Source organism: Chryseobacterium sp. WLY505 (assembly GCF_030846215.1).
Classification (GTDB): Bacteria; Bacteroidota; Bacteroidia; order Flavobacteriales; family Weeksellaceae; genus Chryseobacterium.
This window is the reverse complement of sequence record NZ_JAVCWI010000011.1, coordinates 91,003-115,685: the sequence shown is the minus strand read 5'-3', so window position 1 is coordinate 115,685 and position 24,683 is coordinate 91,003. Positions and strand designations below refer to the sequence as shown.

The following is a 24,683-nucleotide window of genomic DNA, read 5'->3' as shown; positions in this document are numbered from 1 at the left end:
TTGCACTACCGTGTTTAATTGAGAGATGGCGAAGAAAAATATTTTCACCGATGCATTCGGAACTCCTTATTTTTTGAAAAGGTTTATTATTTTTATTTTAGGTATTGTTTCTTACAGAAGATTCAATGGCTTTAATAAGTTAAAAATAACCGGTACAGAGCACCTTGTGGATCTTCCGGACTCTAACGTACTTTTTGTATCCAACCATCAGACGTATTTTGCGGATGTGGCAGCAATGTACCATGCCTTCTGTGCTGTAAACAACGGATATTTAGATACGATAAAAAACCCGATCTATCTGCTGAACCCAAAGATTGATTTTTATTATGTAGCAGCTGAAGAAACCATGAATAAAGGGATTCTTCCTAAAATTTTTAAAATTGCAGGTGCTGTAACTGTAAAAAGAACCTGGAGAGCTGAAGGAAAAAATGTCAACAGAATGGTAGATATGAGCGAGGTTGATAATATTATGAAAGCATTGGACAATGGCTGGGTAGCTACTTTCCCTCAAGGAACTACATCGGCTTTTGCACAGGGGCGAAGAGGAACAGCCAAACTGGTGAAAAATCAGCGTCCTATTGTGATTCCAATCAAAATAAACGGATTCAGAAGAGCTTTTGATAAAAAAGGACTCCGTGTGAAGGTAACCGGTGTGAAGCCTACGATGGAATTCAAAGCTCCTTTGGATATTGATTATGATAATGAAAAAGCACCGGAAATTTTATTGAAAATCATGACTGCCATAGAGCAGACAGAAGATTTCAATGTATTACACAGTTATGATGAAGAACTTAAAGCTAAAAAATTAGAACAAAAGGACTCAAATAATTAAAGTAAATTAAAAATTATGAACAAAATACTTGGAATCTTATTCGCAATCATAGTATTAGTTTCATGCAACAGCCAAAAGATTTATTCGGATTTTGATATCAGCTATTCGAAAAGCGGAGGCTATGCTCCTGTTTATGAAAATCTCCTGATCAAAGGGAATATTGTACACTATTCTTTTGAAGGACAGGGTAAGAAATACAAACAGGATTTTAAGATTTCTGATGAAGATTTAAAGAAACTGGATCAGGTTCTTTCTCAGAATAATTTCAGAAGGATACAGGAAGACCGTAAAAAACTGTACGATAATATTTCAACTTCCATCAACGTTAAGAAAGGACCTAATGAAGGCAGTAAAACGGATGCAAGTATGATTATTCCGAACTATCAGACCAACTGGAACAATATTCTTGAAGCTTTCCAGCAGATCATTAATACTAATGTTAAAAAACAGTAAATACAATTGAAAACCCACTTCATTGCCATTGGCGGAAGCGCCATGCATAATCTCGCCATCGCATTAAAAGACAAAGGATATCAGGTGACAGGTTCTGATGACGCTATTTTTGAGCCTTCAAAATCCCGATTGGAAAAGAAAGGAATTCTGCCTCAGGAAATGGGCTGGTTTCCGGAAAAAATCACTCCGGATATTGATGCAGTCATTCTTGGGATGCATGCACACCAGGATAATCCTGAGCTGGCAAGAGCAAAAGAACTGGGCCTGAAAATATATTCTTATCCTGAATTCCTGTACGAACAGTCTAAAAATAAGACAAGAGTTGTTATTGCAGGATCACATGGTAAAACTACCATTACTTCAATGATTCTTCATGTACTGAATTTCCATCAGAAAGATGTGGATTTTATGGTAGGTGCACAGCTTGAAGGGTTCGACTGTATGGTAAAACTTACTCAGGATAATGATTTCATGGTGTTGGAAGGTGACGAATATCTTTCTTCTCCTATTGATCTTCGGTCGAAATTTTTACTGTATCAGCCTAATATCGCTTTAATGAGCGGTATTGCGTGGGATCATATCAATGTATTCAAAACATTTGATGATTATATCGAGCAGTTCAGAAAGTTTGTAGCAAGCATTACAGCAGGCGGAGTTCTTGTGTATAATGAAGAAGATCCGGAAGTGGTGAAGGTAGTGGAAAATGCAGAGAATTATTTCAGAAAGATCCCTTACAAAACTCCTGAATACGAAATCAATAACGGTAAAGTGTATTTAAAAACCGAAATGGGAGATGTTCCTCTTTCTGTTTTTGGAGCCCACAACCTGTTGAACCTTGAGGGTGCAAGACATATCTGCCAGCAGCTTGGCATTATGGATGAAGATTTCTATGAGGCGATCATGAGTTTCAAAGGAGCATCCAAGCGTCTTGAGAAAGTAGAAAGAGAAGATAAAGGAATTCTTTACAAAGATTTTGCCCATGCACCAAGTAAGGTGAAAGCAGCTGTGAAAGCCTTCGCAGAGCAATTTAAAAATGATAAGAAATACGGATTTTTGGAACTTCATACCTATTCCAGCTTAAATCCTGCTTTTCTTGAACAATATGATCACGCCATGGACGGTCTGGAAGAAGCTATTGTTTTCTACTCTGAAGATGCTTTGAAGATCAAGAGAATGGAACCCATATCTCCTGAGTTTATAAAAGAAAAATTCAAGAATGAAAAACTGAAGGTTTTCACCAATGCTGAAGATCTGCATGCCTACTGGAATACATTGGATAAAACGGATGGCGTTTATCTCATGATGAGCTCCGGAAATTTTGGCGGTTTAGACTTAACAAAATAAATAAAAAGCTTCAGAAATTCAATCTGAAGCTTTTTTATTATGAATACGCTCTAATTATCACTCAATTTTTTGTTATTCGTCAGTTCGATACTTTTAATGGAACCTATCGGTGCTATTTTTATCGTTTTATTTCCTTTGGCAAGATAAATATAATACATACTGTTGGATCCTATGAGATGTACCTGGTCAAAGCTTTCATCACCATAGTTTAACTTATAGTCATATTTAAGCTTATTCTCCTTGATCTTCCTCGTAAGCCCGAGACCTTCTCCCCATCCTATTCCTACAAAGAAAGACAGTAACATCATGGCCAGAAATCTCACAAACATATTGGTAAAATGATTTTCTATAGCCTCCTTACTCATGTTTTCATGTTCTTTGAGAGATGCCATTTGTAATGCCCAACGTTTATTTTTATTGGCTTGTTTTGATAAAAAAGAGGGAAAAGCAAATGAAAATACTACAACCCCAATCAGGGCAATCAATATAATGGGATGAGCTGTTAAAGTAGCAATCGGACTTATCAGAATGTCCATGATTGTTGAATACTTGAGAATATTGATATTGATCTGATAGTAGAATACACTTTCTTTTAGTATTCCCATGATAACGAGAAAAAGATATCCGAATGGAAGCGATCTCTGAATTCCTTCTGAATATTTCATTTATGGTTTTAGTTTTATATTTTGGTCAGGTCAAGAATATTGATGTACGAAAATATAAAATTATCATCAAATTAAAACATACAGTTTTTATCTTTCACATGCTTCGATCAGTTTTTTCAAAATGTCTTCAGTAGAAAGTTCGCTGTACCGGTGAATGGACTGTCCCACCCAGATTCCTACAAATTCCGGATTTTGCAAAGATTTTGCTGCTTTACGAAGAGCATTGGTCAGCTTATTCTGATAAGGATAAGGTAAAATATATTCTGAATTTTCTACTGTTTCTATAAATTGGTTTCTCACTCCTCTGGCATACCTTCCGGAGAAACTCTTCGTTAAAACAATTTCATCTTCTGTTACTTTTTTCAATCGTTCTTTTTCAAAAGGCAAAAGAGCACTTTCCTTAGATGCCAGTAAAAGATTACCCACCTGAAATCCCTGTGCGCCTAAATCTTTCACTGCCTTTAAGGTTCTTGCTTCATAAATTCCTCCTGCATAGATCAAAGGAACATTTACCTGATCATAGATCTGTGACAGCAAAGACAACCCTCCGATCTGAGGAATATGTTCAGCCTCAAAACTTCCCCTGTGCCCTCCAGCTTCAATTCCCTGAACACAAATAATATCAATACCGGAATTTTCAAGCAATAAAGCTTCCTTTACAGAAGTACATGTTCCGATAAGGGTGACACCTTTTTCCTTTAATTTCCGGATACTCTGATCATCAAGATTTCCGAAAGTAAAGCTTACAATTTTACAGTTTTCTTCAATAATCGCATCTACCTGTTCATGATAGCCATTTATATTGATTGTTTCAAGGTCCGGAAGATAAACTTCTATCCCATTTTCTTTTGCCAGCTGTTCTATAAACTGCTTGGTTTTACTATATTTTTCTTTTAAAGCATCAGTCACTTCAGGAATGTGATGAACAAATATATTCGCAGCAAAGGGTTTATCAGTCAGCGTCTTCATTTCTCTGATCAATTCCACAGACTGATCTGCAGAAAGATCGGCCAGTGCAAGCGATCCCAGACAATCTGCTTTTGCAGCTGCAACAGCCATCTCTACGGTGCTCACTCCAAACATCGGAGCCTGAATAAGGGGATATCGTATCCCTAGTTTTTTACTGATGGTATCCGGCCAGAACATAAAAAATCATTTTAATTAAAAAGGTACAAAAAATAGGAATACTTCATTTTCAACGGGATATGATATTCCTCACCTGAATAAAAATACAATTCCCACAGATCTCATAGAAACACAGATTGAAACCTGTGAAATACTGAAAACTGTGGGAAGATTTTTATTCTTTATTTTTATTAAATATCCGCTACGGAATTTAGCATTTTTTGCTCCCATTCAGGATCTTTAGGATCAAAGAATAATCTTTTTCCTGTATCTAAAGAACGGACAACATTCATTTCATCTTCTGTCAGCTCAAAATCAAATACATTAAAGTTTTCTTCAATTCTTGAAGGGGTTACAGATTTGGGAATCACTACAAATCCTTCCTGCAGATGCCATCTCAAGATTACCTGAGCTACGGTTTTACCATATTTTTCTGCAATGGCTTTCAGATCAGGATTGCTTAAAAGATTCGCATTACCGTTTCCTAGCGGACTCCATGGCTGTGTTACAATATTATTTTCCCTGTCATACACCTGTAATTCTTTCTGTTGGAAAACAGGATGCAGCTCAATCTGATTGATAACCGGTAAAACAGTTGAACTTGCTTTTAATTCTTCAAGTTTCTCTACAGTAAAATTGCATACTCCAATCGCTTTGATTTTTCCTTCGTGATATAATTCTTCCAAAGCTTTCCATGTACCCAGAAAATCTCCGTATGGCCAGTGGATAAGATACATGTCCAGATAATCCATCTGTAATCTGTCTAATGTTCTCTGAAAAGCACTTTTCGCCTTTTCGTATCCATGATCCTGAACCCATACTTTGGATGTGATAAACAGTTCGTCTCTGTTTACACCACTATTTTTCACAGCAGCACCTACTGCCGTTTCATTCTGATAAATAGCAGCCGTATCGATCATTCTATATCCTGTCTGAATAGCTTTGATGACTGCATTTTCACATTCTTTCAGATCTTCCATCTGCCATACTCCGAATCCTAAAGCCGGAATATCCACTCCGTTATTTAATGTTACCACAGGTTGTCCTATATAGGTTTTCTTTTGCATAAATCTTTATTTTAATTATTAATATAAAGTGATAAACAAATTTGCAATAAAAAATTGAAAATCCTGCCTACCAATTTTACTGTTCCTGTTAAAAAATTGTTATTTAATGAGGTTCTTAAGATGATGTTTAAACTACCCCGTCTTTTTGCTTTGCAAAAATCCACCCCTTCAGAGAAGGGGAATGATTGTAGTTGATAAAGCTTATCAAGCCACTTCTAACTTATAACTTATAACTTCTAACTTCCAGCCTCTAGCCTCTAGCCTCTAGCCTCAAAATTCACCCTTCTCCTCGCATCTCATCTCAATTTTCTCTATTTTTGCTTAAAATTTAAAAATCATGTCACAACATATCAGATTGGCTACAGCAGAGGATTATCCGAGAATTATGGAAATATGGGAATCAGCAGTAAAAGCAACGCACGATTTTCTTGCTCAAGAGGATTTCAATTATTTCAAAGAAGCCATTCCAAGAGATTACCTTCCTAACCTGGAAGTCTATTTAATTACTGAAGATAATGAATCCAAAGGGTTTGCTTCTGTAGCAGAAGGCAATCTGGAAATGCTTTTCATTCATAATAATGCCCGTGGAAAAGGTTATGGAAAAACGCTTTATCAATTTATGAAAGAGAAAACCGGATTGACGAAAGTAGATGTCAATGAACAAAATCCTCAGGCCATCGGGTTTTATGAAAAAATGGGGTTCAAAAAGACGGGAAGATCTGAAAAAGATGGTTCAGGAAAAGATTATCCACTTATTCATATGAGTCTGTAAATGGAAAATTTTACCTTCAGTCTGCTGCATTCTGGTGAGGAAATTCCTTATCCTCTTTTGTTGATGGCAGATGAAACCCAGGAAGCAATTAATCAATACATTTTCAATTCTGACATCTATCTTCTGCATAACGGCACTGAAAGCATTGCGGTGATGGCATTGTACAGAAAAAGTGATACTGAACTGGAAATTAAAAATGTTGCCGTCATTGAAAGCTACCGAAGTAAAGGCATCGGAAGTATTCTGATGAATAAAGCAAAAGAAATTGCCAAAGAAAATCATTATAAAACACTGACTGTTGGAACATCGGATACCGGCTTCCAACAGATCAGATTTTATGAGAAAAACGGATTCATCAAAAGTGGAATCCTGAAAGATTTTTTTATTCAAAATTATCCGGATCCTATTTATGAAAACGGTTTACAGATGAGAGATATGGTTGTATTAAGCCATCACCTTACGGAATAAGCCTTTAATATGCTCTATTTCTGTTTGATAATTGGTTTTCTTACGACAACCGAAATACAGAGTATTTTCAAATTTTTTCTTTCCTTCCCAGATCAGCTGAATATCTCCGCTCTCAATGTCATTTCTGCATAAAAAATCGGGAACAACGGCTAATCCTGTCCCCCCTTTAAGACAACGGATGATTGAGTTCATATTGGGAACGATATAATTAGGACGGAAATTCGGTTTATGACCAAAATTCAATATCCAATACTGGAAAAGGTGTTCCATATCACCGGTAGTTCCGTACCATTTTTCGTTTTTCAGCCACTCCTCTATCTGCTCCGCATCTTTTGTCTTCAACACTTTATTGAAAGCTGTTTTATCCACATCCTTCCCTCCTACCAGAACAATTTGTTCCGACGAGAATGCTTCATGTTCGATATTGGGTGAAGATCCTTTTTTCGGAGTTATGATCAGATCAAGAATGCCTTTATCCAGCTGATCCAGCATTTCAGGATATTCTCCGAAACTGATAATCAGATTAAAAGGTAGTGAAGAAACATATTGCTCCAAAGTGGTCTGAAAAGTCTCAAAACACATTCCGACACTGATGGTTGGAGTATGCTTCTCTGTCGATTTTTGAAAATTTTTCTCTACATCTTCCAGTTTGGTAATAGGTTCGGCAACTGCGTTAAATAATACTTTTCCTCTTTCTGTCGGAATCATTTTCCGACCCGTTCTGTCGAATAGTTTGTATCCTACATAAGCTTCCAATGAGCTTAAATGAAGGCTCACTCCCGGCTGTGATATAAACAGAGCATCGGCAGCACCTGTCAATGTCCCGGTTTTATAGATCGCCTTAAAAGTACGATACCATTCTAAATTAACCATGACTTAATTATTAATATTATAATGCAAAATTACAAAATAATTATAATATTGATATGTTTTCATGTTTCAAAAATGACGCATAATAATCCGGAATTCCGCTTTCCCTTATCTGACGGGCAGTTTCATCAATCGGATAAGGCAGCTGTATAATTTCAGGAATAATTTCTTCCTCATCTAAAGTCAGTATTAAATAAGAAGCCAGTCTGTTTTCTTCTTTAGAACGGCCCACAGAACCACAATTGACAGCCCAGGTATTATTTTCAAACTGTTTTTTAAATGATAAATGGGTGTGCCCCATCACTATGAGATCAGCATTCGCGTTCTTCAGCATTGATGTGAAAACCTCATCATTCTTAGATTCATATAAGTAGGTATCATTGCTTTCAAGACTGGAGTGTACTAACTGTATATTCCAGTGCTTTTTACCTGTTTTATAATTTAATTTTAAATGAAAAGGTAATTCGGAAAGAAATTTTTTGTTTGATTCTGTAATATGTTTTTTTGAATGGTCTATCGCAATGAATCTGGCAATGGTTTCTTCTTCTGAATGTTTGGATAAAGGAACAACAGGAATATCAAATGCAATTCTTTCATCATGATTTCCCATCAGACAGGGAATGTTCAGACTTCTTATTTTTTCTATCACTTCATTTCCCCAGGGTGCAAAATCTACCAGATCTCCCAAACAGAATCTCTGGTTGATTCCCCTCTGCTCAATATCCTTCAACACTACTTCCAATGCCGGAAGATTTCCATGCACATCACTAAAAACAGCTATCTGTATCATTCTCCTTCAATTTATTAAACAAATTTACATGACGGAAAGGAATTTCAGCTCAGAGAGAATATGACATTTTACCATGAAAAGGGAAATGGTCGATAGTCAATTTTTGCTGCGCAAAATCAATTGTGAATGATTAGCTGCTGGTTAAAATAACCTCGAAACCCACAACCCGTAACCCGCAACCCGGACCTCATAACCTCAATCAAAAAAACAAACTATCACAAAAATAATAACAATCTATAATTTATATTATTTTTATTATACATATATCCGTTATAACTTTGCAGAGTAAAATTTAAACAATCATAAAAAAATGAAAAAAGTACTAATCATCAACGGAGGACAGAATTTCGGACATTCCGGAGGAAAATATAATCAAACTATTGCAGACAATACATTAGCCGTTCTTAAAGAATTTGACAACGTAGAAGTAAAGATAACCAATGTAAGTGAAAGCTACGACAAAAATGAAGAGGTGGAGAAGTTTGTATGGGCAGACTACATTATCTACCACACTCCTATCTGGTGGTTCCAATTGCCTAACGGATTGAAAAAATATATTGACGAAGTATTCACAGCAGGTCATGCCAAAGGAATTTATATGAGCGACGGAAGAAAAGCTGATAACCCCGAAATCAACTACGGAACAGGAGGAATGCTTGGAGGAAGAAAATATATGCTGACTACCAGCTGGAATGCTCCTGCAACTGCCTTCACGCTTCCCGGAGAATTTTTCAGCGAAAAAAGTGTGGATGAAGGCCCGTTATTTGGATTCCATAGAATGAATGCCTTTGTTTCGTTAGAAAAAATGGAAAGCTTTCACTTTCATGATGTAGAGAAAAATGCCAATGTAGAGCGTGATATGAAATTGTACAGAGAGCACGTAAGAAATGTATTTGAAAAAGAATTGAAACCGGAATTGGTATCATGAAAAAAGTACTGATCACAGGTATTACCGGCTATATTGGCGGAACTATCGCAAAAAAACTCCTAGACAGGAATTATGAAGTGACAGGCCTGGTTCGTAATGAAACCCATGTGCAGGAACTGGAATCATTAGGAATCAAAACCATTGTGGGGAATATCCATGATGAAGATCTTATCAGAACAGCAGTTTCCGGTGTGGATGCAGTTATTCATAATGCAGATTCAGCAGATGATCCTTATGCAGCAGATAACTTTATCAGAGCATTGGAAGGAAGTGAGAAAACGTTTATATTCACTTCAGGCTCTGCTATTTTTGGAGGAAAAGAAAATGGTCAAAAAAGTGATTTTATCTTCAGAGAAGATTTCCCTTTACAGCCAAGACTCGAAATGGCATCAAGAGTATTGATCAACAATTATGTACTGCAATCTTCAAACAAAGGCATAAGAAGTATTGTTATTGTTCCTACCATGGTTTACGGAGAAGGTTTAGGAATTAAAAAAGACAGTATCCAGATCCCGGCTCTTATTAACTTTTCTAAGGAAAAAGGGCATGGAGTTTATTTTGGTGAAGGCGAAAATATCTGGTCAAACTTACATATTGAAGATCTCGCAGATCTGTATGTACTCGCATTGGAAAAAGCAAAAGGAGGTTCCATCTATTATGCAGAAAACGGTTCCTCTTCTTTAAAAAACATTGCAGAAAACATCAGTAAAAAATACAGACTACAACCTGCAGAATCGTTAAGTATACAGAAAGCAGTTGATAAATTCGGTCCTGCAGGAGGTTATTTCGGATTTGCATCCAACAGCAGATGCAGTTCGGATAAAGCGAAAGCAGAACTGGATTGGAAACCTATTTATAACTCAATTGAAAAATTTATTTAATTATGAAAATTCATCTTACAGCGATTATAAAAGCCAAAGCAGAACATCAGGCAGAAGTACTGGAAGTTCTACAGAATATGGTACAAGAAACAAGAAAAGAAGAAGCATGTGAACTTTACAGTCTTCATCAGGGAATTGAAGACAAAAATGAATTTGTTTTCTACGAAATCTGGAAAAGTAAAGAAGGATTGGATCAGCACAATCAGCAGCCTTATATCCAGGCTTTCGGAGCTTTGGTAGATGAAAAGCTTCAGGAAAAACCACAGATTTATCTTACCAACATCATTTAATTATGAAAAAATTAGCGTTGTTAATGCTGGCAGTCTTTACGATTGGATTCGTTCAGGCACAAACCAAAAAATCAAAGAATATGAAAAAGAAAATCTTATTTGTTGTTACCAGCCATGATAAAAAAGGCAGTACCGGTGAAGATACAGGATATTATCTGGGAGAAGTTTCTCACCCTTGGGAAGTTCTTCACCAAGCGGGATATGAAATTGACTTTGTAAGCCCGAAAGGCGGAACTCCTCCGGTAGACGGCTTCGATTTGAAAGATCCTGTCAACAAGGAATTCTGGGAAAACAAGGAGTACAAAAACAAGATTGATCATTCTATGACGCCATCACAGGTGAATCCCAAAGAATACTCAACCATTTTTTATGCAGGAGGACACGGAGCGATGTGGGATTTTGCAGACAATAAAGAACTGTCAGATATCGCTTCCAAAATTTATGAAAACGGAGGAATTGTAGCCGCAGTATGTCATGGCCCTGCAGGTTTGGTGAATATCAAACTGAATAACGGGAAATATCTTGTAGACGGTAAAAAGATCAATGCTTTTACCAATGAAGAGGAATCTGAAGTAAAATTAACCAACGTAGTTCCTTTCCTACTGGAAGATAAACTGAAAGAAAGAGGAGCGAAATTTGAAAAATCCGGGCTTTGGCAGAATCATGTGGTAACCGATCAGAGAGTGATCACAGGACAGAATCCACAATCTGCAAAAAGCGTTGGAGAAGCTATTGTAAAAGAATTAAATAAATAACAGATAATTTTTAACCACAACCACCACAAAAGCTTTCAGACACTTCAATAAAAATAAGTTGCTATTCAGAATACAGAAAAGAACATTTTACTTCTTTTTAAATCCGAAAAGTTCTTAAAAGTGTCACCATTGAAACGGCGAGAATTCCCCCTCCTCCGGAGGGGTGGCGAAAATTCAAAGAATTTTTGACGGGGTGGTTTAACACAACAATTTTAAAACAAACAAAATGGAATATAGAAAATTAGGAAATACAGATTTAGAATTATCAACTATCACACACGGAGCTTTTGCTATTGGTGGAAATATGTGGGGCGGTAATGAAAAACAGGATTCCATCAATTCTATTCACGCTTCATTGGATCACGGAGTAACTTCTATTGATACCGCACCATTCTACGGTTTCGGACTGAGTGAAGAAATGATTGGTGAAGCCATCAAAGGAAAAGACCGTTCAAAAATCCAGCTTTTAACAAAATTCGGATTGGTATGGGACGGAAGCAATAACGGCAAAGGAGAATTTTTCTTTGATGCGGAAGATGAAGGGAAAACACTTCCGGTTTATAAATTGGCTTCTAAAGAAAACATCATCAAAGAAGTTGAAGAGAGCTTAAAAAGATTAGGCACAGATTATATCGATCTTTTACAGCTTCACTGGCCGGACAGTACTACACCTATCTCCGAAACGATGGAAGCCATGGAATTATTGATTCAACAGGGAAAAATCCGTGCTGCAGGAGTAAGCAACTACAGTGTAGCTCAAATGAAAGAGGCTAACAGAACTTTACAACTTGCCAGCAACCAGGTTTCTTACAGCATGCTGAACCGTGCTATTGAAAACGATCTTGTCCCTTATTCTTTAGAAAACAATACAGGAATTATTGTGTACAGCCCAATGGAAAGAGGTCTTTTAACAGGTAAATATTTCAAAGAAACCCAATTAAAAGATAACGACCACAGAAACGGATATTTTTCACAGTTTGATCTGAATAAAGTGAAAATTTTCTTAGAAAAAATAGAACCTATTGCACAGGAAAAAGGAGCAAGTCTTTCTCAGCTGGTATTAAGATGGACTACGTTACAACCAGCCATTACCGTTGTATTGGCAGGAGCAAGAAATGCACAGCAAGCCATCGAAAACGCAAAAGCAATGTCTATTGACCTTTCACAGGAAGAATTGAACTTTATCGGTTCTGCTTTGAACGAAATTTAATACAAAGGCAGGAAGCTGGAAGAATGAAATTCTCCTTCGTCGGAATGACAATTGGAGTTGAATTGTACACTAATCCATCTCTTATCCCGCATCTATAAATTTCCTCCTCCAGCTTTCTGCTTCCCTCTTTTAACCCCCAAATCTTTTTAAAAATGAAAAATAATCTGATCAGAATGTTCGGGTTAGCTACACTATTGACTATCAACAGCATTAATTTAAAAGCTCAGACACTCGTCAATCCTGAAGATCAATCATGGTATCCTTCGGCTTACGGTGCGAAAGATGAGATTGGAGCAGCCAATCTGTTAACACCGGAAGTTGTAAAACAAGCACTGGGACTGGTAAAACAAGGTAAAACGTTAGCACTTGCCGTTCCTATTGATAAAAACCTGCCTGCTTTCAGACACAGAAGTTTCAATTTATACAATATCCAGCCTGGAGAACAGGGCGGAAAAAGCATAGGTTCTAATAAATTTACCTTCAATGATGAACTGGTCAACGGATGGACCGGAGTTGGAACACAACTGAACGGTATCGGACACATTGGTATTGACAACACTTACTATAACGGAAACAAGGCAACAGATTTCGTAACCGTAGAAGGCGTAAAAAAACTGGGCGTTGAAAAAGTACCTCCTTTCGTTACCCGTGGTGTAGTGCTTGATATGACGGCTCATTATGGAAAATCAATTGTGCCGGGAGGAACAGAATTTACGGTTGAAGACATTAAATCCGTTTTAAAGAAACAAGGAATTACTCTGAGAAAAGGTGATATCGTTCTTTTCAACACCGGATGGCTTGAATTAATTGGTAAAAACAATCAACAATTTCTGGAAACAGAACCCGGCATAGGAATGGATGCAGCAAAATGGCTTGCCGATCAGGGAATCGTTGCTTTTGGCGGTGACACCTGGGCTTCCGAAGTATATCCTAACCCCAAAAGTAAAGAAGAATTCCCCATCAACCAGTTTATGCTGGCTAAAAAAGGAATTTATAACCTGGAACTGATAGACAGCCGTCCTTTGGTAAAACAAAAAGTCTGGGAATTTTTATTCGTGCTGGGACAGCCTTTGTATGTAGGTTCTACTCAGGTGAATGTAAATCCTGTGGCTATTTATTAATTTAATTATTAGAAATATAATCCGAGAAACGGAGAGACAATGTAATTCCGGTTTAAAAAATAAAATGAACCAAAAAATTTATTTTTAGAATTAATACCCGAACCCTGTTACACTGTCACTTTGCATCTTGCATCAAAACGGTCTTTCAAAAATTTGAAAGGCCGTTTCTTAAAATAAAGTAAACATCCGTAGATGATGCAGTCTTCATCAACTTTCATCCTCCATCATCCATCTTCCTGAATTCACTATTTTGCAATCGGAAGATGAGTACTTACTGCAATTCTGTTCCATGCATTGATCGTAATGATCGCCATGATGATCTGAGCGATCTGGTTATCATCAAAGAAAGACTTCGCTTTTTGATATGTTTCTTCGGTTAAACCTTTATCGCTGATCAGCGTAATTTCTTCTGTCATTGCCAATAGCACCTGTTCTTCTTCAGTGAAAAATTCTTTTGCTTCTGTCCATCCGTTTAGAATAAAAATTCTTTGAGGGTTTTCTCCGTATTTGATAGCATCTTTGGTATGCATATCAAGACAGAAAGCACATTTATTGATCTGTGAAGCCCTGATCTTAATCAGCTCCTTCTGAATATGTGTTAAAGAAATAGTCTGTAAATATCCTTCCAATCCCAACATGGCTTTATAGGCTGCTGAATCTACTGTTGCAATATTTAATCTTGCGCTCATAATATTATATTTTTTTGGTTAATTGATCTATAGTTAAAGAATAATGTTGCTGTACCGCCAGTAAAAGCGCAGCTGCACTTCCCACCCATACGGAATAGTTCAGTGGAGCTTTGGGTCCTGATGCGATGGTCATGGATATCGCAAAAATTAACAGCAGGATACTGCTTCCATAGGCTGCAAACTTTGTTTTAAATCCAAAAATCAGCATCAAAGGAAAAAGAATTTCTAAAAAGGTAGCGGCATACGCTGAAACCGTACTCAAAGCTTCCGGAAGAAAAAAGGTAAGCTGTCTTGTATATTCTTTAAAACGCTCCATGTTTCCCCATGATGAATTTTCTTTACTCCACCATCCGAACCGATCTGCCACCGCAGAAAGCATCGTAACGGCAAGAGCCAGTCTTAAAAAAAGTTGCGGAAATTGATTTTTTTGATTTGTCATTGCATTAGCTTTTAATCACATGACAAATTTCCGGGTTATGATCCGTAAAAAACTTAAACTGGTTTAAGATCGTAATTTTGCTTTGATTTCACTTAAATACTCCGGTGTAAATCCGAGAAACGAAGCAACAAGATATTGAGGAATCCTTTGAATAAACCACGGGTACAGAGTGCTGAAATGTATATACAGTTCTTCTCTTGAAAATTCAGACAAATAACGGATTTTTCTTTCTGAAGCTGCATAAGCCCTTTGATAAACAATCCGGAAATAACGCTCCATTATGGGATGTTTTGCAAACAATAATTCCTGATTTTTAAAATCAATCACCAAAATAGTAGAATGCTCCACCGACTGAATATTAAAATCCGTCTGCTGCTGTCTCTCATAAGCAAATGTATCCGTAATCCACCAGTTTTCAATGGCAAACTGAGTGGTATTCTCTACTCCTTTTTCATTGATAAAGAACTTCCTCAGACAGCCTTTCACCACAAAAAACATATTCCGGCAGATCTCTCCTTCCAGCATCAGGTTTTGTTTCTTTTTCACATCCATTACCTCAAAAAATGATACAATAGAAGTGTATTCTTCGTCCGTTACCGTAATAAATTTGTTTAAATGTGATTTGAATGGATCCATTGTAAGAATTAATACTCAAACTTAACTTTATTTTTTTAGTTTTACAATGAGAAAATATTGAATCATGGAAATCGTTGCTAAAATTCTGATCGCTGTTGTGGCACTGGAACACCTTTATATTCTTTGGATGGAAATGTTCGCATGGGAAACTAAAGGAAAAGAAGTTTTTAAAGCAGCATTGCCTGCAGAAATGTTTAAACCAACGAAAGGACTTGCTGCCAATCAGGGGCTTTACAATGGATTTCTGGCTGCCGGACTGATCTGGTCTTTTTTGATTAAAGATCCACAATGGCAGACCAATGTGGCATTATTCTTTTTAGGATGTGTAGCCGTTGCCGGAATCTATGGGGCAATCTCTGCCACTAAAAAAATATTTTTCGTTCAGGCATTACCCGCTATCCTTGCTATTATTGCCGTTTTATTAAAATAGCCTTACAAATAATATCGTCAAGTTTCTTCTCACATCAATATTCTCTTAATCTTAATGATAAGAGAAAAAACCATTATAAAATCACCATTTCAAAATAGATCTAAAAATCAACAACTTACATAGCTGAAAATCCATTTAATATAAAATTCGTAAATTTGCACCGTCATAAAAAATTGATAGACAGTTTTTTGATGCTGGCAAGCATTTTGATGAAATGTAGCCATTCAAGTTGTTCAGTACACATATCTGTAATTACCTCATCAGTAATTTAATTGTAGAATCTATGTAAAAGATCATTTCTTTTTACATAATACACTCTTTTTCTAGAGTATAATCTATTGAAATATTTAAAATAAACATAAGGCCAGCAGGTCTTTATGCTGTTATTTTTTTGTTTAAAGCTTTTATCATTAAAGGCTTAGCAAATTATTTTATCCTTTTGCCAACAGCAGAACAACGAAAGTTAAATGTATATAATGAATTGGTGTACAATTTTTTATATCAAATTATTAATTGAAAAATTCTGAATATGGAAAAAAATGAAAACACTCGAAAAGTAAAACTTAAAGTGGAAGACCTGACCATCATCTTTGGTAAAAACAAAGAAAAAGCACAGGAACTTCTGGATAAAGGTTTTTCCAAAAAGGAAATTCTTGAAAAAACAGGCTGCACCATAGGAATCAACAAAGCCAGTTTTGAAATTTATGAAGGAGAATTCTTTGTGATCATGGGATTGTCAGGAAGCGGAAAATCGACTTTACTGCGTTGTCTTAACAGGCTGAATGAACCTACTTCCGGAAAAGTATACATCAATGACGATGATATTACCGGAAAAAACAACAAAGAACTGCTGGAAGTAAGAAGAACGGAAATGAGTATGGTTTTCCAGAAATTTGGATTACTTCCCCATCATACAATTCTCGACAATGCAGGTTTCGGATTAGAAATCAGAGGAGAAGATAAAGCTTCACGCGATAAAAAAGCACAGAAAGCGCTGGATATTGTAGGATTAACAGGTTTTGAAAACCAATATCCTTCCCAGCTTTCCGGAGGAATGCAGCAGAGAGTTGGATTGGCCAGAGCTTTGGCGAATGATCCTGAAGTATTACTTATGGATGAAGCCTTCTCCGCACTGGATCCATTGATCAAATCTGAAATGCAGGATCAGATGCTTGAACTGCAGAATACATTACAAAAAACCATCGTCTTTATTACCCACGATTTGGACGAAGCCATTAAAATCGGGGACCGTATCGTCATCATGAAAGATGGGGTCATAGAACAGATAGGAACTGCTGAAGATATTCTGACCAATCCGGCAAGCGATTATGTAAAAGCGTTCGTAGAGAAAGTAGACCGTAAAACGATTATCACCGCAAGATCTTTAATGTTTGACAAAGCTACGGTGGTCCGTTTCAGAAAAGACGGTCCGGAAGGAGCTTTAAGAAAAATGAGAGCTACAGGGCTGGAAAACTTGCCTGTGGTAGACTTTCAAAATAAATTTCTTGGTTTTGTAACCCTTAAAGATGTGGTCCGCATTGCCAAAATGAAAGAACCTACGGTAGAATCTATTATCAACAGCAATGTTCCTTCAGTTTATCCTGAAGTGACTGTTGAAGAGATGTTACCACTGATCTCTGAAAACAAATCGTCCATCGCTGTAATTGATGAAGACAATAAATTTCTAGGTCTTGTTACCCAGTTATCGCTGGTCATAGAAGCCACCAAATTTAACGAAGAAGAGATTATAGAATTAAAAGAAATCGCAAACAACCAATAAGATGAATAAAACTATAGATATAGGCCAATATGTAGAAACTGCAATCAATTGGCTCACAGAAAACGGAAAGCCTGTATTTGATGTCATAAAACATCTGGGAAACTCCTCCATTATGGGGATTGAATGGGTTTTAACAAGCACACCTTTTTATGTAATCATTCTCTTTTTTACCCTGCTGGCATTATGGAAAGCCGGAAAAGGTATTGCTGTAGTAACGGCTGCCGGATTAAGTTTAATATTTTTAATGGGTCTATGGAAAGAAACCATGGAAACGCTGGCACTTATCTTTGTATCCACCATTACCGCTCTTATTCTTTCTATTCCTTTGGGAATTTTAGCTGCGAAAAGCAAAATAGCCGACAAAATCATTCGTCCTTTACTGGATTTGATGCAGACCATGCCCGCATTTGTCTACCTGATTCCGGCTGTACTGTTTTTCAGTATTGGTAAAGTACCTGGAGCTTTTGCAACCATTATTTTTGCGATGCCACCCGCGGTTCGATTAACGACATTGGGAATTGAAGCCGTTCCAAAAGATATCGTAGAGGCAGCCAGAGCTTTTGGTGCCACCAACCGTCAGATTCTATTTAAAGTAGAACTTCCTTTAGCAATGAAAACGATTTTAACGGGAATCAATCAAACCATATTGTTATCCTTATCCATGGTCGTTATTGCAGGAATGATTGCTGCAGGCGGTTTGGGAGAGAAAGTACTGGAAGGAATTAATAATCTGGATATCGGATTAGGATTTGAAAGTGGTTTATCCGTAGTGATTTTAGCCATTATCCTCGACCGAATTACCCAGGGATTTGTAAAGAAAAAGCAATAAAATGAAACAATTTAAATATCTGTTTTTACCCGTTTTAATGTTACTATTTACAGCATTAAGTTCGTGTGAAAACATAAAAAACTCTAAATACATCACCATAGGAATGGTAGACGGCTGGGCGGAAGATGTAGCAATGACGCACGTTGCTAAAGCTATTCTGGATAAACAAGGTTATCATGTGATTATTCAAAAAGCTTCTACAGATATGATTCTGGCTTCGATGAATAATGAAGATACAGACCTTTTCATGGGAGTCTGGCTACCTTACACTCATGCTAAAAAGCTGGCTAAATTTCCGGGACTGACTCATCTTGGAACCAATTATGACAATGGCCGTATAGGACTGGTTGTACCGGAATATGTTCCTGTTAATTCCATTGAAGAGCTCAGTCAGCATAAAGATCAATTCAACCATAGAATTATTGGAATTGAAAAAGGAGCCGGATTAACTACCGGAACAGATAAAGCGATCGTTGATTATCAACTGGATTTTCAGCAGATCAACTCCTCTACCATTGCCATGATCACCGAATTACAGAATGCCATACAACGTAAAGAATGGATTGTGGTAACCGGATGGCAGCCCCACTGGATGTTTGGAAAAATGAAGCTGAAGTTTCTTGATGATCCCAAAAAGATATATGGTGAAGCAGAACAGATTAAAACCTATTCCAGAAAAAGCTTTGCAAAAGATCATCCGGAGCTGGCCAGATTCTTTTCAAAACTCCATTTTGATGATGAAAACATGTCTGATCTTTTAATGAAAATGGAACAGAGTAAAAATAAAGAAGCTACGGCCAAAGAATGGGTGGAAAATCACGCTGAGCTGGTACAGTCTTGGTTAGATAAAAACTAATCAACAATTTGATAGTATTTAAAATCCTCAACTCTTCACGGGTATGAGGATTTTTTGATCAATACAGATTTTTGATCTTTTCTCTATGAAGCAAGATTGATTAGCAATCGCTAAGGCGCAAAGAAATTTAATAATATACTTCTTTAATGCGTAAGAACATTTCGACTTTGCTCAATGGGAGATTTTCAGCAAGTCTGTTTCAATTAAAATTCAACAGAAATAAATTTTATCAAAGATTAAATCCTTGCGACTTAAGGCATATTTAAAGGAAATTCTTGCGTCTTTGCGTTTTCCAATATCTCAAAATTATCCCATTGATTCTTTGATTTTTTCCCGATGGATTATTCCCCAATTCACTAATGTTTCCGTCACAGGAAATACAGATTTTCCATATTCCGTCACCGCATATGTTACCGTAATCGGTTTTGTATCCTGAATCGTTCTTGTGATCAGAAGATTGGTTTCCAGTTCTTTTAATTCTTTGCTCAGCATTTTTGCAGAGATTCCTTCAATACTGCGTTCCAGCTTTTTAAAATGAATCATCTGATCCGGTCTGTTCGTCAGATACCGTAAGATCATCAGTTTCCATTTTCCTCCCAAAACATCCAGACTGTCCCGCATCGCGAACAGTTCTTCTGTACAGCTTGCTTCTCTTTCGATACCATTTTCAATGATTTTTGCCATAATAGTTTCATGAAGGTAACTAGTTACCATTGGTTAACTAGTAGCAAATATAAACTATTCCTTCTTTACATTTGTGTATCAAATTAACAATAATGAAAGCAGTTATTCTAAATAAGAACGGAACACTGGAAGATGGATTTACAGAACAACCCCAACCTAAAAGCAATGAAGTTTTAATTCAGATTAAAGCAAGTGGTTTCAATCCCATCGATTATCAGATGCTGGAAAATGAATTGGAACGGAAACTGATCAGTTCCCCGATATTAGGAAGAGAATTATCCGGAATTGTAGTAGATAAAGGTACGGAAGTTACAGAATTCAATATTGGAGATGAAGTCTACTGTGGCAGCGGCTCCATGGGAAGCAACGGCACTTACGCTGAATATATTGCCGTTCCTGAAGCCATTGTTTCTTTTAAGCCTAAAAATATTTCGTTTGAACAGGCAGCGGCTATTCCTTCAGCGGGGCTTACTTCTTTACAGATTTTTAACCGTTTGAAATTAAATCCGGAAAATACAATCCTTGTTACAGGTGCAGCCGGAGGTGTAGGTTCATTTGTGATTAAACTTTTATTAGCACATAATATCCGGCAGATCACAGCCACGGTTGGCAGTGAGGAAAACAGAGAGATTCTTCTCAAATTGGGTTTAAAAGATCATCAGATCATCAATTATAAAGAAGAAAATCTTATTGAGAATATTGTAAAAGCCAATAATAACCAGCATTTTGAATATGGAATTGATCTGGTGGGAAACTCCATGTCAGAATTGACAGCAGAAGCTTTAAAAATTAACGGAATGTATGTGGATGTGACAGCCCTGGTCACCAAAGATGCTCACGAAACCCTCTTCAATAAAGGAACTCTGATTATGAATATCTCCAATTATACGTATGGAATGGTAAAAAAATACGAGTACTATAAGAACAGTTTGCTTACCATCAAGACTCTCATTGAAAACGGAACGATTCTCCCTCCACAATATAAAACCGTTGGAAGCCTTTCTTTGGATACTGTTCTGGAGGCACATTCCATATTAAAAAACAATCAGACTCAAGGTCATAAACTGATCATGAAACATTAATCTATGAACAAAATACCAAGACGAATCGTAACAGGAACAAAAGACGGAAAATCTGTCATTATTGAAGACCAACAGGTAGAAAATGCCGTCGAACATTTTCCAGGACTCATCATTTCAGATGTATGGAATACTCAGACCATGCCAGCCAGCCTGGATTTTGAAAACCGAATTCCCAATACCGGATTTCCACAAACGCCTAAGAACGGTACTTACTTCCGATATGTAGTAGTTCCGCCGGATAAAGATTTAGGTGTAGAATGGAAAAAGAATGAACCTCATCCGATGATGCATCAAACGCCGACACTGGATTATATCATTATTCTTTCCGGTGAGCTTTATCTCATTATGGAAGAAGGTGAAACGCTTCTGAAGCCGGGCGACATCGTTATTCAAAGGGCAACAAACCATGCATGGAGCAACCGGTCTGATGAACCTTGCATTCAACTGGCTGTTTTGATTGATGCAGAAATTTAATTTGTTGGAAAAGCGCAAGGGCGCAAAGAAAAATAAATAATGTATTGTTTTTAAGGCGCAAGAAAATCAAAGATTTTCAGCAAGGAATTATTTATAAAGTATTAGAAATGTATAATTTTATCGCAGATAAATCCTAGTGCCTTAAAACATAAGAAAGAAAAAAACTTTGCGCCTTTGCATTTTTCAAACAAAACTCAAAAACATTAAAAAACTCACGCAGATCTAGCAAATTTTGCAGATTCTACACATACATCTGCGTAATCTGTGCGATCTGTGGGAAATAAAAAAATACTTTTAAAGCTGGGAAAACGCAAAGTCGCAAAGAAAAAATAAACAATAAACAATAAGTTGTTTTATGGCGCAAAAAACGAAGATTTTCAGCAAGGTTATTACTTAATTATTAGTATTCTTCAGAACTATTATAAGCATTATTAAATTTTATCGAAGATAAAATCCTCGCGTCTTAAAAACGGATAAAAGAAGAAAGAATTGTGCCTTTGCGTTTTTCCAACAAAAACTCAGAAACATAAAAAAACGCACTCATATTTTCCGCAAGCATCTGTGTAATTCGTGTAATCTTTGAGAAATGATATATAAACAACATTCAATTACAAAGCCGAAATCTCCAACAGTTTCTGCTTCATTTTCTCAGGCGTCATCTGCCCTTCCTGATAATACACCAGATTCTGATGCTTATCCAGAAATACCCACAAAGGATAAACAGGCTGATTTTTATTCTTCGACAAAGCCAGCGCCAACTCATGAATTCCGGAATTTCCATTCTGCAGATATTCAAACTCCTGATTCTGGAAATGAATTTTCTCCTTCGTCTTCTCCGCCTCGAAATTGACAAAATAAAAATGATCATTGATCATATTCACCAGCTCCTGATCTTTATTCATACGAAAAGACTCAATCTTACAAACCGCACACCAAGTTGTATAAAGATGGATCACAACTGGCTTCGGATTTTCTTTCTGCTGAATTTCAAGATCAGAAAAAGTGCCTGTCTTCATCTGAGACAGATAAAAACAGGGCACTAACATTAAAAATAAAGCTATTTTTTTCACTTTAAAGTATATTTTACTCCTAAGAAACCTCTGATTCCCTGCATCGGGGCATAACCGTATGCCGTATCAAAAGTATAATGATTAGGATTGTTGATAGGATCATCAACATGCTTATCAAACGGGTCAAATGGTCTCATCAAAGGATCTTTAGGCCTGAAATTGAATAAGTTTTTCATCCCGCAATACACTTCAAATCCGGATTTGAAGCTCTTGGACACCTGAATATTGGCCAGTGAATAAAAAGGTGAATATTCAGGGCGGAAATCATTTACTAAGACAGGTAGTCGCATTGGACCGTAGAATTGTCCTGTAAAATCGATGGTCAGGTTATTCGCAAACTTATACGTCAGATTATAAGTACCACTCCATTTTGGGGCATGCAGCTGTTGTGTTTTTTGATTTTCGTTATCAAATTTCTGATAGACATCCAAATACGTCACTCCCAGATTAACACTTAGAGGAAACTGAAAACTGAAATCCACATTCAGGGAAGCACCTCTTGAAATTCCGTATCCGTGAAGATTGTCATAAATAATTTTGTTAGGATCGGAATCAAAATCACCTACAATTTTATTACTGAAATACGTATAAAATGCCGACGCATCAAGATTTACCATTCGGTTTCCTACGGGAATTTTCCAGATATAATTCAGGTTTCCATTGATCGATCTTTCCGGTTTCAGATCTGATTTTACCACAACTTCTCTTGAGCCTGTCAATGCAGCATGATCTTCCGTAAATAAATTAACCACTCTGAACCCTGTTCCAAAGTTGAAACGCAAGGTATGGTATGGATTAGGATTAAATTTCCATGCAAACCTCGGTGAATGTACGGAATGATGTACTTTATCATAATCATATCTGTATCCAATCAGCAAAGTATTTTTATCGTTAATCTCCCACTGATCCTGGATAAAAGCTCCCCAGATAGGAGATTTCATCGGCGCATTGGTAATCCCATCTGCTGCTAATGTTCCGGGTGTATTATCATCGTAAAAAGTTCTTTTGAAAGTAAGTCCGGCTGTGATATCATGTTTCCCGAAGCTTCGGTCCCAATACGTCTGCACGAATGCCACTTTTTGTGTCGCATTGAATGGATTGGATCCATAAAATGAATTCTGATCATGGTAATTATAAGAAAACTGAGTCACAATATGTTCTTTCATCGGCCATTCGTACAATCCGAAAACCTCTGCTCTGTTCGTATAAATACTTTCTCCGTATACTTCATCACTGCCCCGGAAGGATTTATTCCATTGCATTTCTCCTCCAAAACGGTCTTCATACAGATACCTCAAAGCAAAACTAGCCTGTCTGTTTTCTTTTCTCTTAAAATTCCACTTGTTAAATACGGAAATTCTGCTTTGTAAAGTGGTATCTGTGAAATTATCTTTATTCTGATCTATTCTTTCCTGAAAACTGAAATAATTTAAACTTAATAATGAAGCGGCATTTTTCCCCACATTGAATTTGGTGGAAAGATCCAGATTATTTTCAAACCAACTCGATGTCATCAGGTCAACACTTAATTTAGGAGCAGTCAGTGCATTTTTGGTGATAATATTAATCACCCCTCCCATAGCTTCAGAACCATAAATGGAAGATGCAGGCCCCTTTACTACTTCAATTCGGTCAACCAAACTATTCGGAATTCCGCTTAGTCCATATACGGTGGAAAGAGAACTTACAATCGGCATTCCGTCAATCAGGATCATGGTATATGGCCCTTCCAGTCCGTTGATGTGAATATCCCCAGTATTACATACGGAACAGTTCAGCTGAGGTTTCACCCCATTTACCATTGCAATGGCTTCAAAAATGCTGGGAGTAGGATTTTTCTGAAAGAATTTCTGGCTGTAGATCTCCACTGCCACAGGACTTTTGGACCTGCTCATCGGTTTTATGGTACCAGTAACCACTACATCCTCAATGGCACTTGTCTTGAATTCCCTCTTCATAACTTTTGCAGAATCCTGACTCTTAGTTTGCTGTACACCCAAGCTGTCGGTCTCCTGCGCAAAACAATAGGTTGATAAAAAAGTAATAGAAAATAATATTCGTTTCATGAAATTAAAATTGTTAGACAAATCTAACAATTATTTTTCAAATACAAAACTTAATCCAAAAAATATAGATGGATTGA

General features: G+C 36.9%; 28 protein-coding genes. 17 read left to right on the top strand and 11 right to left on the bottom strand.

What is annotated here, in order from left to right:
* Nucleotides 1-25: 25 nt before the first annotated feature.
* Genes RAH34_RS18980 through murC form a run of 3 tightly spaced genes read left to right on the top strand, consistent with a single transcriptional unit; the run spans nt 26 to nt 2,629 of the window.
* Complete coding sequence (locus RAH34_RS18980; RefSeq protein ID WP_114820819.1) at nt 26-832, top strand: 1-acyl-sn-glycerol-3-phosphate acyltransferase; 807 nt, start codon at nt 26-28, stop codon at nt 830-832.
* A gap of 15 nt (nt 833-847) precedes the next feature.
* Nucleotides 848-1,285 (top strand): hypothetical protein, encoded by a 438-nt coding sequence (locus RAH34_RS18975; RefSeq protein ID WP_114820818.1) that lies wholly within the window; start codon nt 848-850, stop codon nt 1,283-1,285.
* A 6-nt stretch (nt 1,286-1,291) separates the two neighbouring features.
* Nucleotides 1,292-2,629, top strand: a complete 1,338-nt coding sequence (gene murC / locus RAH34_RS18970; protein ID WP_306597158.1) for a UDP-N-acetylmuramate--L-alanine ligase — start codon at nt 1,292-1,294, stop codon at nt 2,627-2,629.
* Between the two features lie 50 nt (nt 2,630-2,679).
* On the opposite strand, the gene RAH34_RS18965 is transcribed toward murC, so the two are convergent.
* The 3 genes from RAH34_RS18965 to RAH34_RS18955 form a co-directional block, all read right to left on the bottom strand.
* Nucleotides 2,680-3,294, bottom strand: coding sequence for a hypothetical protein (locus RAH34_RS18965; protein ID WP_306597157.1), 615 nt, complete (start codon nt 3,292-3,294; stop codon nt 2,680-2,682).
* 87 nt (nt 3,295-3,381) lie between these two features.
* The gene (locus RAH34_RS18960; RefSeq protein ID WP_306597156.1) at nt 3,382-4,440 is read right to left on the bottom strand and encodes a nitronate monooxygenase family protein; all 1,059 of its coding nucleotides are present in this window, start codon (nt 4,438-4,440) and stop codon (nt 3,382-3,384) included.
* Between the two features lie 170 nt (nt 4,441-4,610).
* Nucleotides 4,611-5,486 (bottom strand): aldo/keto reductase, encoded by an 876-nt coding sequence (locus RAH34_RS18955; protein WP_306597155.1) that lies wholly within the window; start codon nt 5,484-5,486, stop codon nt 4,611-4,613.
* Between the two features lie 337 nt (nt 5,487-5,823).
* On the opposite strand from RAH34_RS18955, the gene RAH34_RS18950 reads away from it, so the two are divergent.
* Entirely contained in the window at nt 5,824-6,258 is a 435-nt protein-coding gene (locus tag RAH34_RS18950; protein ID WP_114820813.1) for a GNAT family N-acetyltransferase, read from the top strand.
* Nucleotides 6,259-6,726: an N-acetyltransferase gene (locus tag RAH34_RS18945; protein WP_114820812.1), complete on the top strand. Its 468-nt coding sequence runs from the start codon at nt 6,259-6,261 to the stop codon at nt 6,724-6,726.
* On the opposite strand, the gene RAH34_RS18940 is transcribed toward RAH34_RS18945, so the two are convergent.
* Both RAH34_RS18940 and RAH34_RS18935 read right to left on the bottom strand, forming a co-directional pair.
* A complete protein-coding gene (locus RAH34_RS18940; RefSeq protein ID WP_114820811.1) occupies nt 6,703-7,599 on the bottom strand; it encodes a LysR family transcriptional regulator in 897 nt (298 codons plus the stop codon). The two genes, RAH34_RS18945 and RAH34_RS18940, sit on opposite strands and share 24 nt — an antisense overlap.
* Before the next feature lie 40 nt (nt 7,600-7,639).
* Entirely contained in the window at nt 7,640-8,386 is a 747-nt protein-coding gene (locus tag RAH34_RS18935; RefSeq protein WP_306597154.1) for a metallophosphoesterase, read from the bottom strand.
* A 310-nt stretch (nt 8,387-8,696) separates the two neighbouring features.
* On the opposite strand from RAH34_RS18935, the gene RAH34_RS18930 reads away from it, so the two are divergent.
* From RAH34_RS18930 to RAH34_RS18905, 6 genes are all read left to right on the top strand, one after another.
* Nucleotides 8,697-9,314: an NAD(P)H-dependent oxidoreductase gene (locus RAH34_RS18930; RefSeq protein ID WP_306597153.1), complete on the top strand. Its 618-nt coding sequence runs from the start codon at nt 8,697-8,699 to the stop codon at nt 9,312-9,314.
* Nucleotides 9,311-10,195: an NAD-dependent epimerase/dehydratase family protein gene (locus RAH34_RS18925; protein WP_306597152.1), complete on the top strand. Its 885-nt coding sequence runs from the start codon at nt 9,311-9,313 to the stop codon at nt 10,193-10,195. The genes RAH34_RS18930 and RAH34_RS18925 overlap by 4 nt, the downstream gene beginning before the upstream one ends.
* Before the next feature lie 2 nt (nt 10,196-10,197).
* A complete protein-coding gene (locus RAH34_RS18920; RefSeq protein ID WP_114820807.1) occupies nt 10,198-10,485 on the top strand; it encodes a putative quinol monooxygenase in 288 nt (95 codons plus the stop codon).
* 2 nt (nt 10,486-10,487) lie between these two features.
* The gene (locus tag RAH34_RS18915) at nt 10,488-11,240 is read left to right on the top strand and encodes a type 1 glutamine amidotransferase domain-containing protein (RefSeq protein WP_306597151.1); all 753 of its coding nucleotides are present in this window, start codon (nt 10,488-10,490) and stop codon (nt 11,238-11,240) included.
* 226 nt (nt 11,241-11,466) lie between these two features.
* Complete coding sequence (locus tag RAH34_RS18910; RefSeq protein ID WP_306597150.1) at nt 11,467-12,450, top strand: aldo/keto reductase; 984 nt, start codon at nt 11,467-11,469, stop codon at nt 12,448-12,450.
* Between the two features lie 152 nt (nt 12,451-12,602).
* Nucleotides 12,603-13,571, top strand: coding sequence for a cyclase family protein (locus tag RAH34_RS18905; RefSeq protein ID WP_306597149.1), 969 nt, complete (start codon nt 12,603-12,605; stop codon nt 13,569-13,571).
* A gap of 245 nt (nt 13,572-13,816) precedes the next feature.
* Here the strand turns inward: RAH34_RS18905 and RAH34_RS18900 are convergent, their stop codons facing one another.
* The 3 genes from RAH34_RS18900 to RAH34_RS18890 all read right to left on the bottom strand — a co-directional run bounded on the left by RAH34_RS18900 (nt 13,817) and on the right by RAH34_RS18890 (nt 15,335).
* Complete coding sequence (locus RAH34_RS18900) at nt 13,817-14,260, bottom strand: carboxymuconolactone decarboxylase family protein (protein WP_062675364.1); 444 nt, start codon at nt 14,258-14,260, stop codon at nt 13,817-13,819.
* Nucleotides 14,261-14,264: 4 nt separating this feature from the next.
* Nucleotides 14,265-14,699, bottom strand: a complete 435-nt coding sequence (locus tag RAH34_RS18895; RefSeq protein ID WP_185144335.1) for a DoxX family protein — start codon at nt 14,697-14,699, stop codon at nt 14,265-14,267.
* A 63-nt stretch (nt 14,700-14,762) separates the two neighbouring features.
* Complete coding sequence (locus RAH34_RS18890) at nt 14,763-15,335, bottom strand: Crp/Fnr family transcriptional regulator (RefSeq protein WP_306597148.1); 573 nt, start codon at nt 15,333-15,335, stop codon at nt 14,763-14,765.
* Between the two features lie 64 nt (nt 15,336-15,399).
* Between RAH34_RS18890 and RAH34_RS18885 the strand changes: the two genes are divergently transcribed.
* From RAH34_RS18885 to RAH34_RS18870, 4 genes are all read left to right on the top strand, one after another.
* On the top strand, nt 15,400-15,765 hold the full coding sequence (locus RAH34_RS18885; RefSeq protein ID WP_047429381.1) for a DUF1304 domain-containing protein: 366 nt from the start codon (nt 15,400-15,402) through the stop codon (nt 15,763-15,765).
* A 529-nt stretch (nt 15,766-16,294) separates the two neighbouring features.
* Nucleotides 16,295-17,545, top strand: coding sequence for a glycine betaine/L-proline ABC transporter ATP-binding protein (locus RAH34_RS18880; RefSeq protein ID WP_306597147.1), 1,251 nt, complete (start codon nt 16,295-16,297; stop codon nt 17,543-17,545).
* A gap of 1 nt (nt 17,546) precedes the next feature.
* Nucleotides 17,547-18,374 carry a proline/glycine betaine ABC transporter permease gene (locus RAH34_RS18875; RefSeq protein ID WP_306597146.1) on the top strand — a complete coding sequence of 276 codons (828 nt, stop codon included), beginning with the start codon at nt 17,547-17,549 and terminating at the stop codon, nt 18,372-18,374.
* A gap of 1 nt (nt 18,375) precedes the next feature.
* Complete coding sequence (locus RAH34_RS18870; RefSeq protein WP_306597145.1) at nt 18,376-19,230, top strand: glycine betaine ABC transporter substrate-binding protein; 855 nt, start codon at nt 18,376-18,378, stop codon at nt 19,228-19,230.
* A gap of 306 nt (nt 19,231-19,536) precedes the next feature.
* Here the strand turns inward: RAH34_RS18870 and RAH34_RS18865 are convergent, their stop codons facing one another.
* Nucleotides 19,537-19,914, bottom strand: a complete 378-nt coding sequence (locus RAH34_RS18865) for a helix-turn-helix domain-containing protein (RefSeq protein WP_034697438.1) — start codon at nt 19,912-19,914, stop codon at nt 19,537-19,539.
* Nucleotides 19,915-20,006: 92 nt separating this feature from the next.
* Here RAH34_RS18865 and RAH34_RS18860 point away from each other — a divergent pair, with 92 nt between their 5' ends.
* Both RAH34_RS18860 and RAH34_RS18855 read left to right on the top strand, forming a co-directional pair.
* On the top strand, nt 20,007-20,996 hold the full coding sequence (locus tag RAH34_RS18860; protein ID WP_306597144.1) for an NADP-dependent oxidoreductase: 990 nt from the start codon (nt 20,007-20,009) through the stop codon (nt 20,994-20,996).
* 3 nt (nt 20,997-20,999) lie between these two features.
* Nucleotides 21,000-21,470, top strand: a complete 471-nt coding sequence (locus RAH34_RS18855; RefSeq protein WP_306597143.1) for a cupin domain-containing protein — start codon at nt 21,000-21,002, stop codon at nt 21,468-21,470.
* Between the two features lie 608 nt (nt 21,471-22,078).
* Here RAH34_RS18855 and RAH34_RS18850 read toward each other — a convergent pair.
* Nucleotides 22,079-22,486: a thioredoxin fold domain-containing protein gene (locus RAH34_RS18850; protein WP_228411964.1), complete on the bottom strand. Its 408-nt coding sequence runs from the start codon at nt 22,484-22,486 to the stop codon at nt 22,079-22,081.
* 50 nt (nt 22,487-22,536) lie between these two features.
* Nucleotides 22,537-24,606 carry a TonB-dependent siderophore receptor gene (locus RAH34_RS18845; RefSeq protein ID WP_306597142.1) on the bottom strand — a complete coding sequence of 690 codons (2,070 nt, stop codon included), beginning with the start codon at nt 24,604-24,606 and terminating at the stop codon, nt 22,537-22,539.
* Nucleotides 24,607-24,683: the final 77 nt, after the last annotated feature.

Bases quoted from the DNA above. Each gene is read 5' to 3' on its own strand.
- RAH34_RS18965 (WP_306597157.1), bottom strand. From the start codon at position 3,294: ATGAAATATTCAGAAGGAATTCAGAGATCGCTTCCATTCGGATATCTT.
- RAH34_RS18845 (WP_306597142.1), bottom strand. From the start codon at position 24,606: ATGAAACGAATATTATTTTCTATTACTTTTTTATCAACCTATTGTTTT.
- RAH34_RS18910 (WP_306597150.1), top strand. From the start codon at position 11,467: ATGGAATATAGAAAATTAGGAAATACAGATTTAGAATTATCAACTATC.
- RAH34_RS18975 (WP_114820818.1), top strand. From the start codon at position 848: ATGAACAAAATACTTGGAATCTTATTCGCAATCATAGTATTAGTTTCA.
- RAH34_RS18900 (WP_062675364.1), bottom strand. From the start codon at position 14,260: ATGAGCGCAAGATTAAATATTGCAACAGTAGATTCAGCAGCCTATAAA.
- RAH34_RS18855 (WP_306597143.1), top strand. From the start codon at position 21,000: ATGAACAAAATACCAAGACGAATCGTAACAGGAACAAAAGACGGAAAA.
- RAH34_RS18885 (WP_047429381.1), top strand. From the start codon at position 15,400: ATGGAAATCGTTGCTAAAATTCTGATCGCTGTTGTGGCACTGGAACAC.
- RAH34_RS18935 (WP_306597154.1), bottom strand. From the start codon at position 8,386: ATGATACAGATAGCTGTTTTTAGTGATGTGCATGGAAATCTTCCGGCA.
- RAH34_RS18865 (WP_034697438.1), bottom strand. From the start codon at position 19,914: ATGGCAAAAATCATTGAAAATGGTATCGAAAGAGAAGCAAGCTGTACA.
- RAH34_RS18925 (WP_306597152.1), top strand. From the start codon at position 9,311: ATGAAAAAAGTACTGATCACAGGTATTACCGGCTATATTGGCGGAACT.
- RAH34_RS18860 (WP_306597144.1), top strand. From the start codon at position 20,007: ATGAAAGCAGTTATTCTAAATAAGAACGGAACACTGGAAGATGGATTT.
- RAH34_RS18875 (WP_306597146.1), top strand. From the start codon at position 17,547: ATGAATAAAACTATAGATATAGGCCAATATGTAGAAACTGCAATCAAT.
- RAH34_RS18930 (WP_306597153.1), top strand. From the start codon at position 8,697: ATGAAAAAAGTACTAATCATCAACGGAGGACAGAATTTCGGACATTCC.
- RAH34_RS18905 (WP_306597149.1), top strand. From the start codon at position 12,603: ATGAAAAATAATCTGATCAGAATGTTCGGGTTAGCTACACTATTGACT.
- RAH34_RS18880 (WP_306597147.1), top strand. From the start codon at position 16,295: ATGGAAAAAAATGAAAACACTCGAAAAGTAAAACTTAAAGTGGAAGAC.
- RAH34_RS18915 (WP_306597151.1), top strand. From the start codon at position 10,488: ATGAAAAAATTAGCGTTGTTAATGCTGGCAGTCTTTACGATTGGATTC.
- RAH34_RS18920 (WP_114820807.1), top strand. From the start codon at position 10,198: ATGAAAATTCATCTTACAGCGATTATAAAAGCCAAAGCAGAACATCAG.
- RAH34_RS18870 (WP_306597145.1), top strand. From the start codon at position 18,376: ATGAAACAATTTAAATATCTGTTTTTACCCGTTTTAATGTTACTATTT.
- RAH34_RS18890 (WP_306597148.1), bottom strand. From the start codon at position 15,335: ATGGATCCATTCAAATCACATTTAAACAAATTTATTACGGTAACGGAC.
- RAH34_RS18940 (WP_114820811.1), bottom strand. From the start codon at position 7,599: ATGGTTAATTTAGAATGGTATCGTACTTTTAAGGCGATCTATAAAACC.
- RAH34_RS18955 (WP_306597155.1), bottom strand. From the start codon at position 5,486: ATGCAAAAGAAAACCTATATAGGACAACCTGTGGTAACATTAAATAAC.
- RAH34_RS18960 (WP_306597156.1), bottom strand. From the start codon at position 4,440: ATGTTCTGGCCGGATACCATCAGTAAAAAACTAGGGATACGATATCCC.
- RAH34_RS18850 (WP_228411964.1), bottom strand. From the start codon at position 22,486: ATGAAGACAGGCACTTTTTCTGATCTTGAAATTCAGCAGAAAGAAAAT.
- RAH34_RS18945 (WP_114820812.1), top strand. From the start codon at position 6,259: ATGGAAAATTTTACCTTCAGTCTGCTGCATTCTGGTGAGGAAATTCCT.
- RAH34_RS18950 (WP_114820813.1), top strand. From the start codon at position 5,824: ATGTCACAACATATCAGATTGGCTACAGCAGAGGATTATCCGAGAATT.
- RAH34_RS18980 (WP_114820819.1), top strand. From the start codon at position 26: ATGGCGAAGAAAAATATTTTCACCGATGCATTCGGAACTCCTTATTTT.
- RAH34_RS18895 (WP_185144335.1), bottom strand. From the start codon at position 14,699: ATGACAAATCAAAAAAATCAATTTCCGCAACTTTTTTTAAGACTGGCT.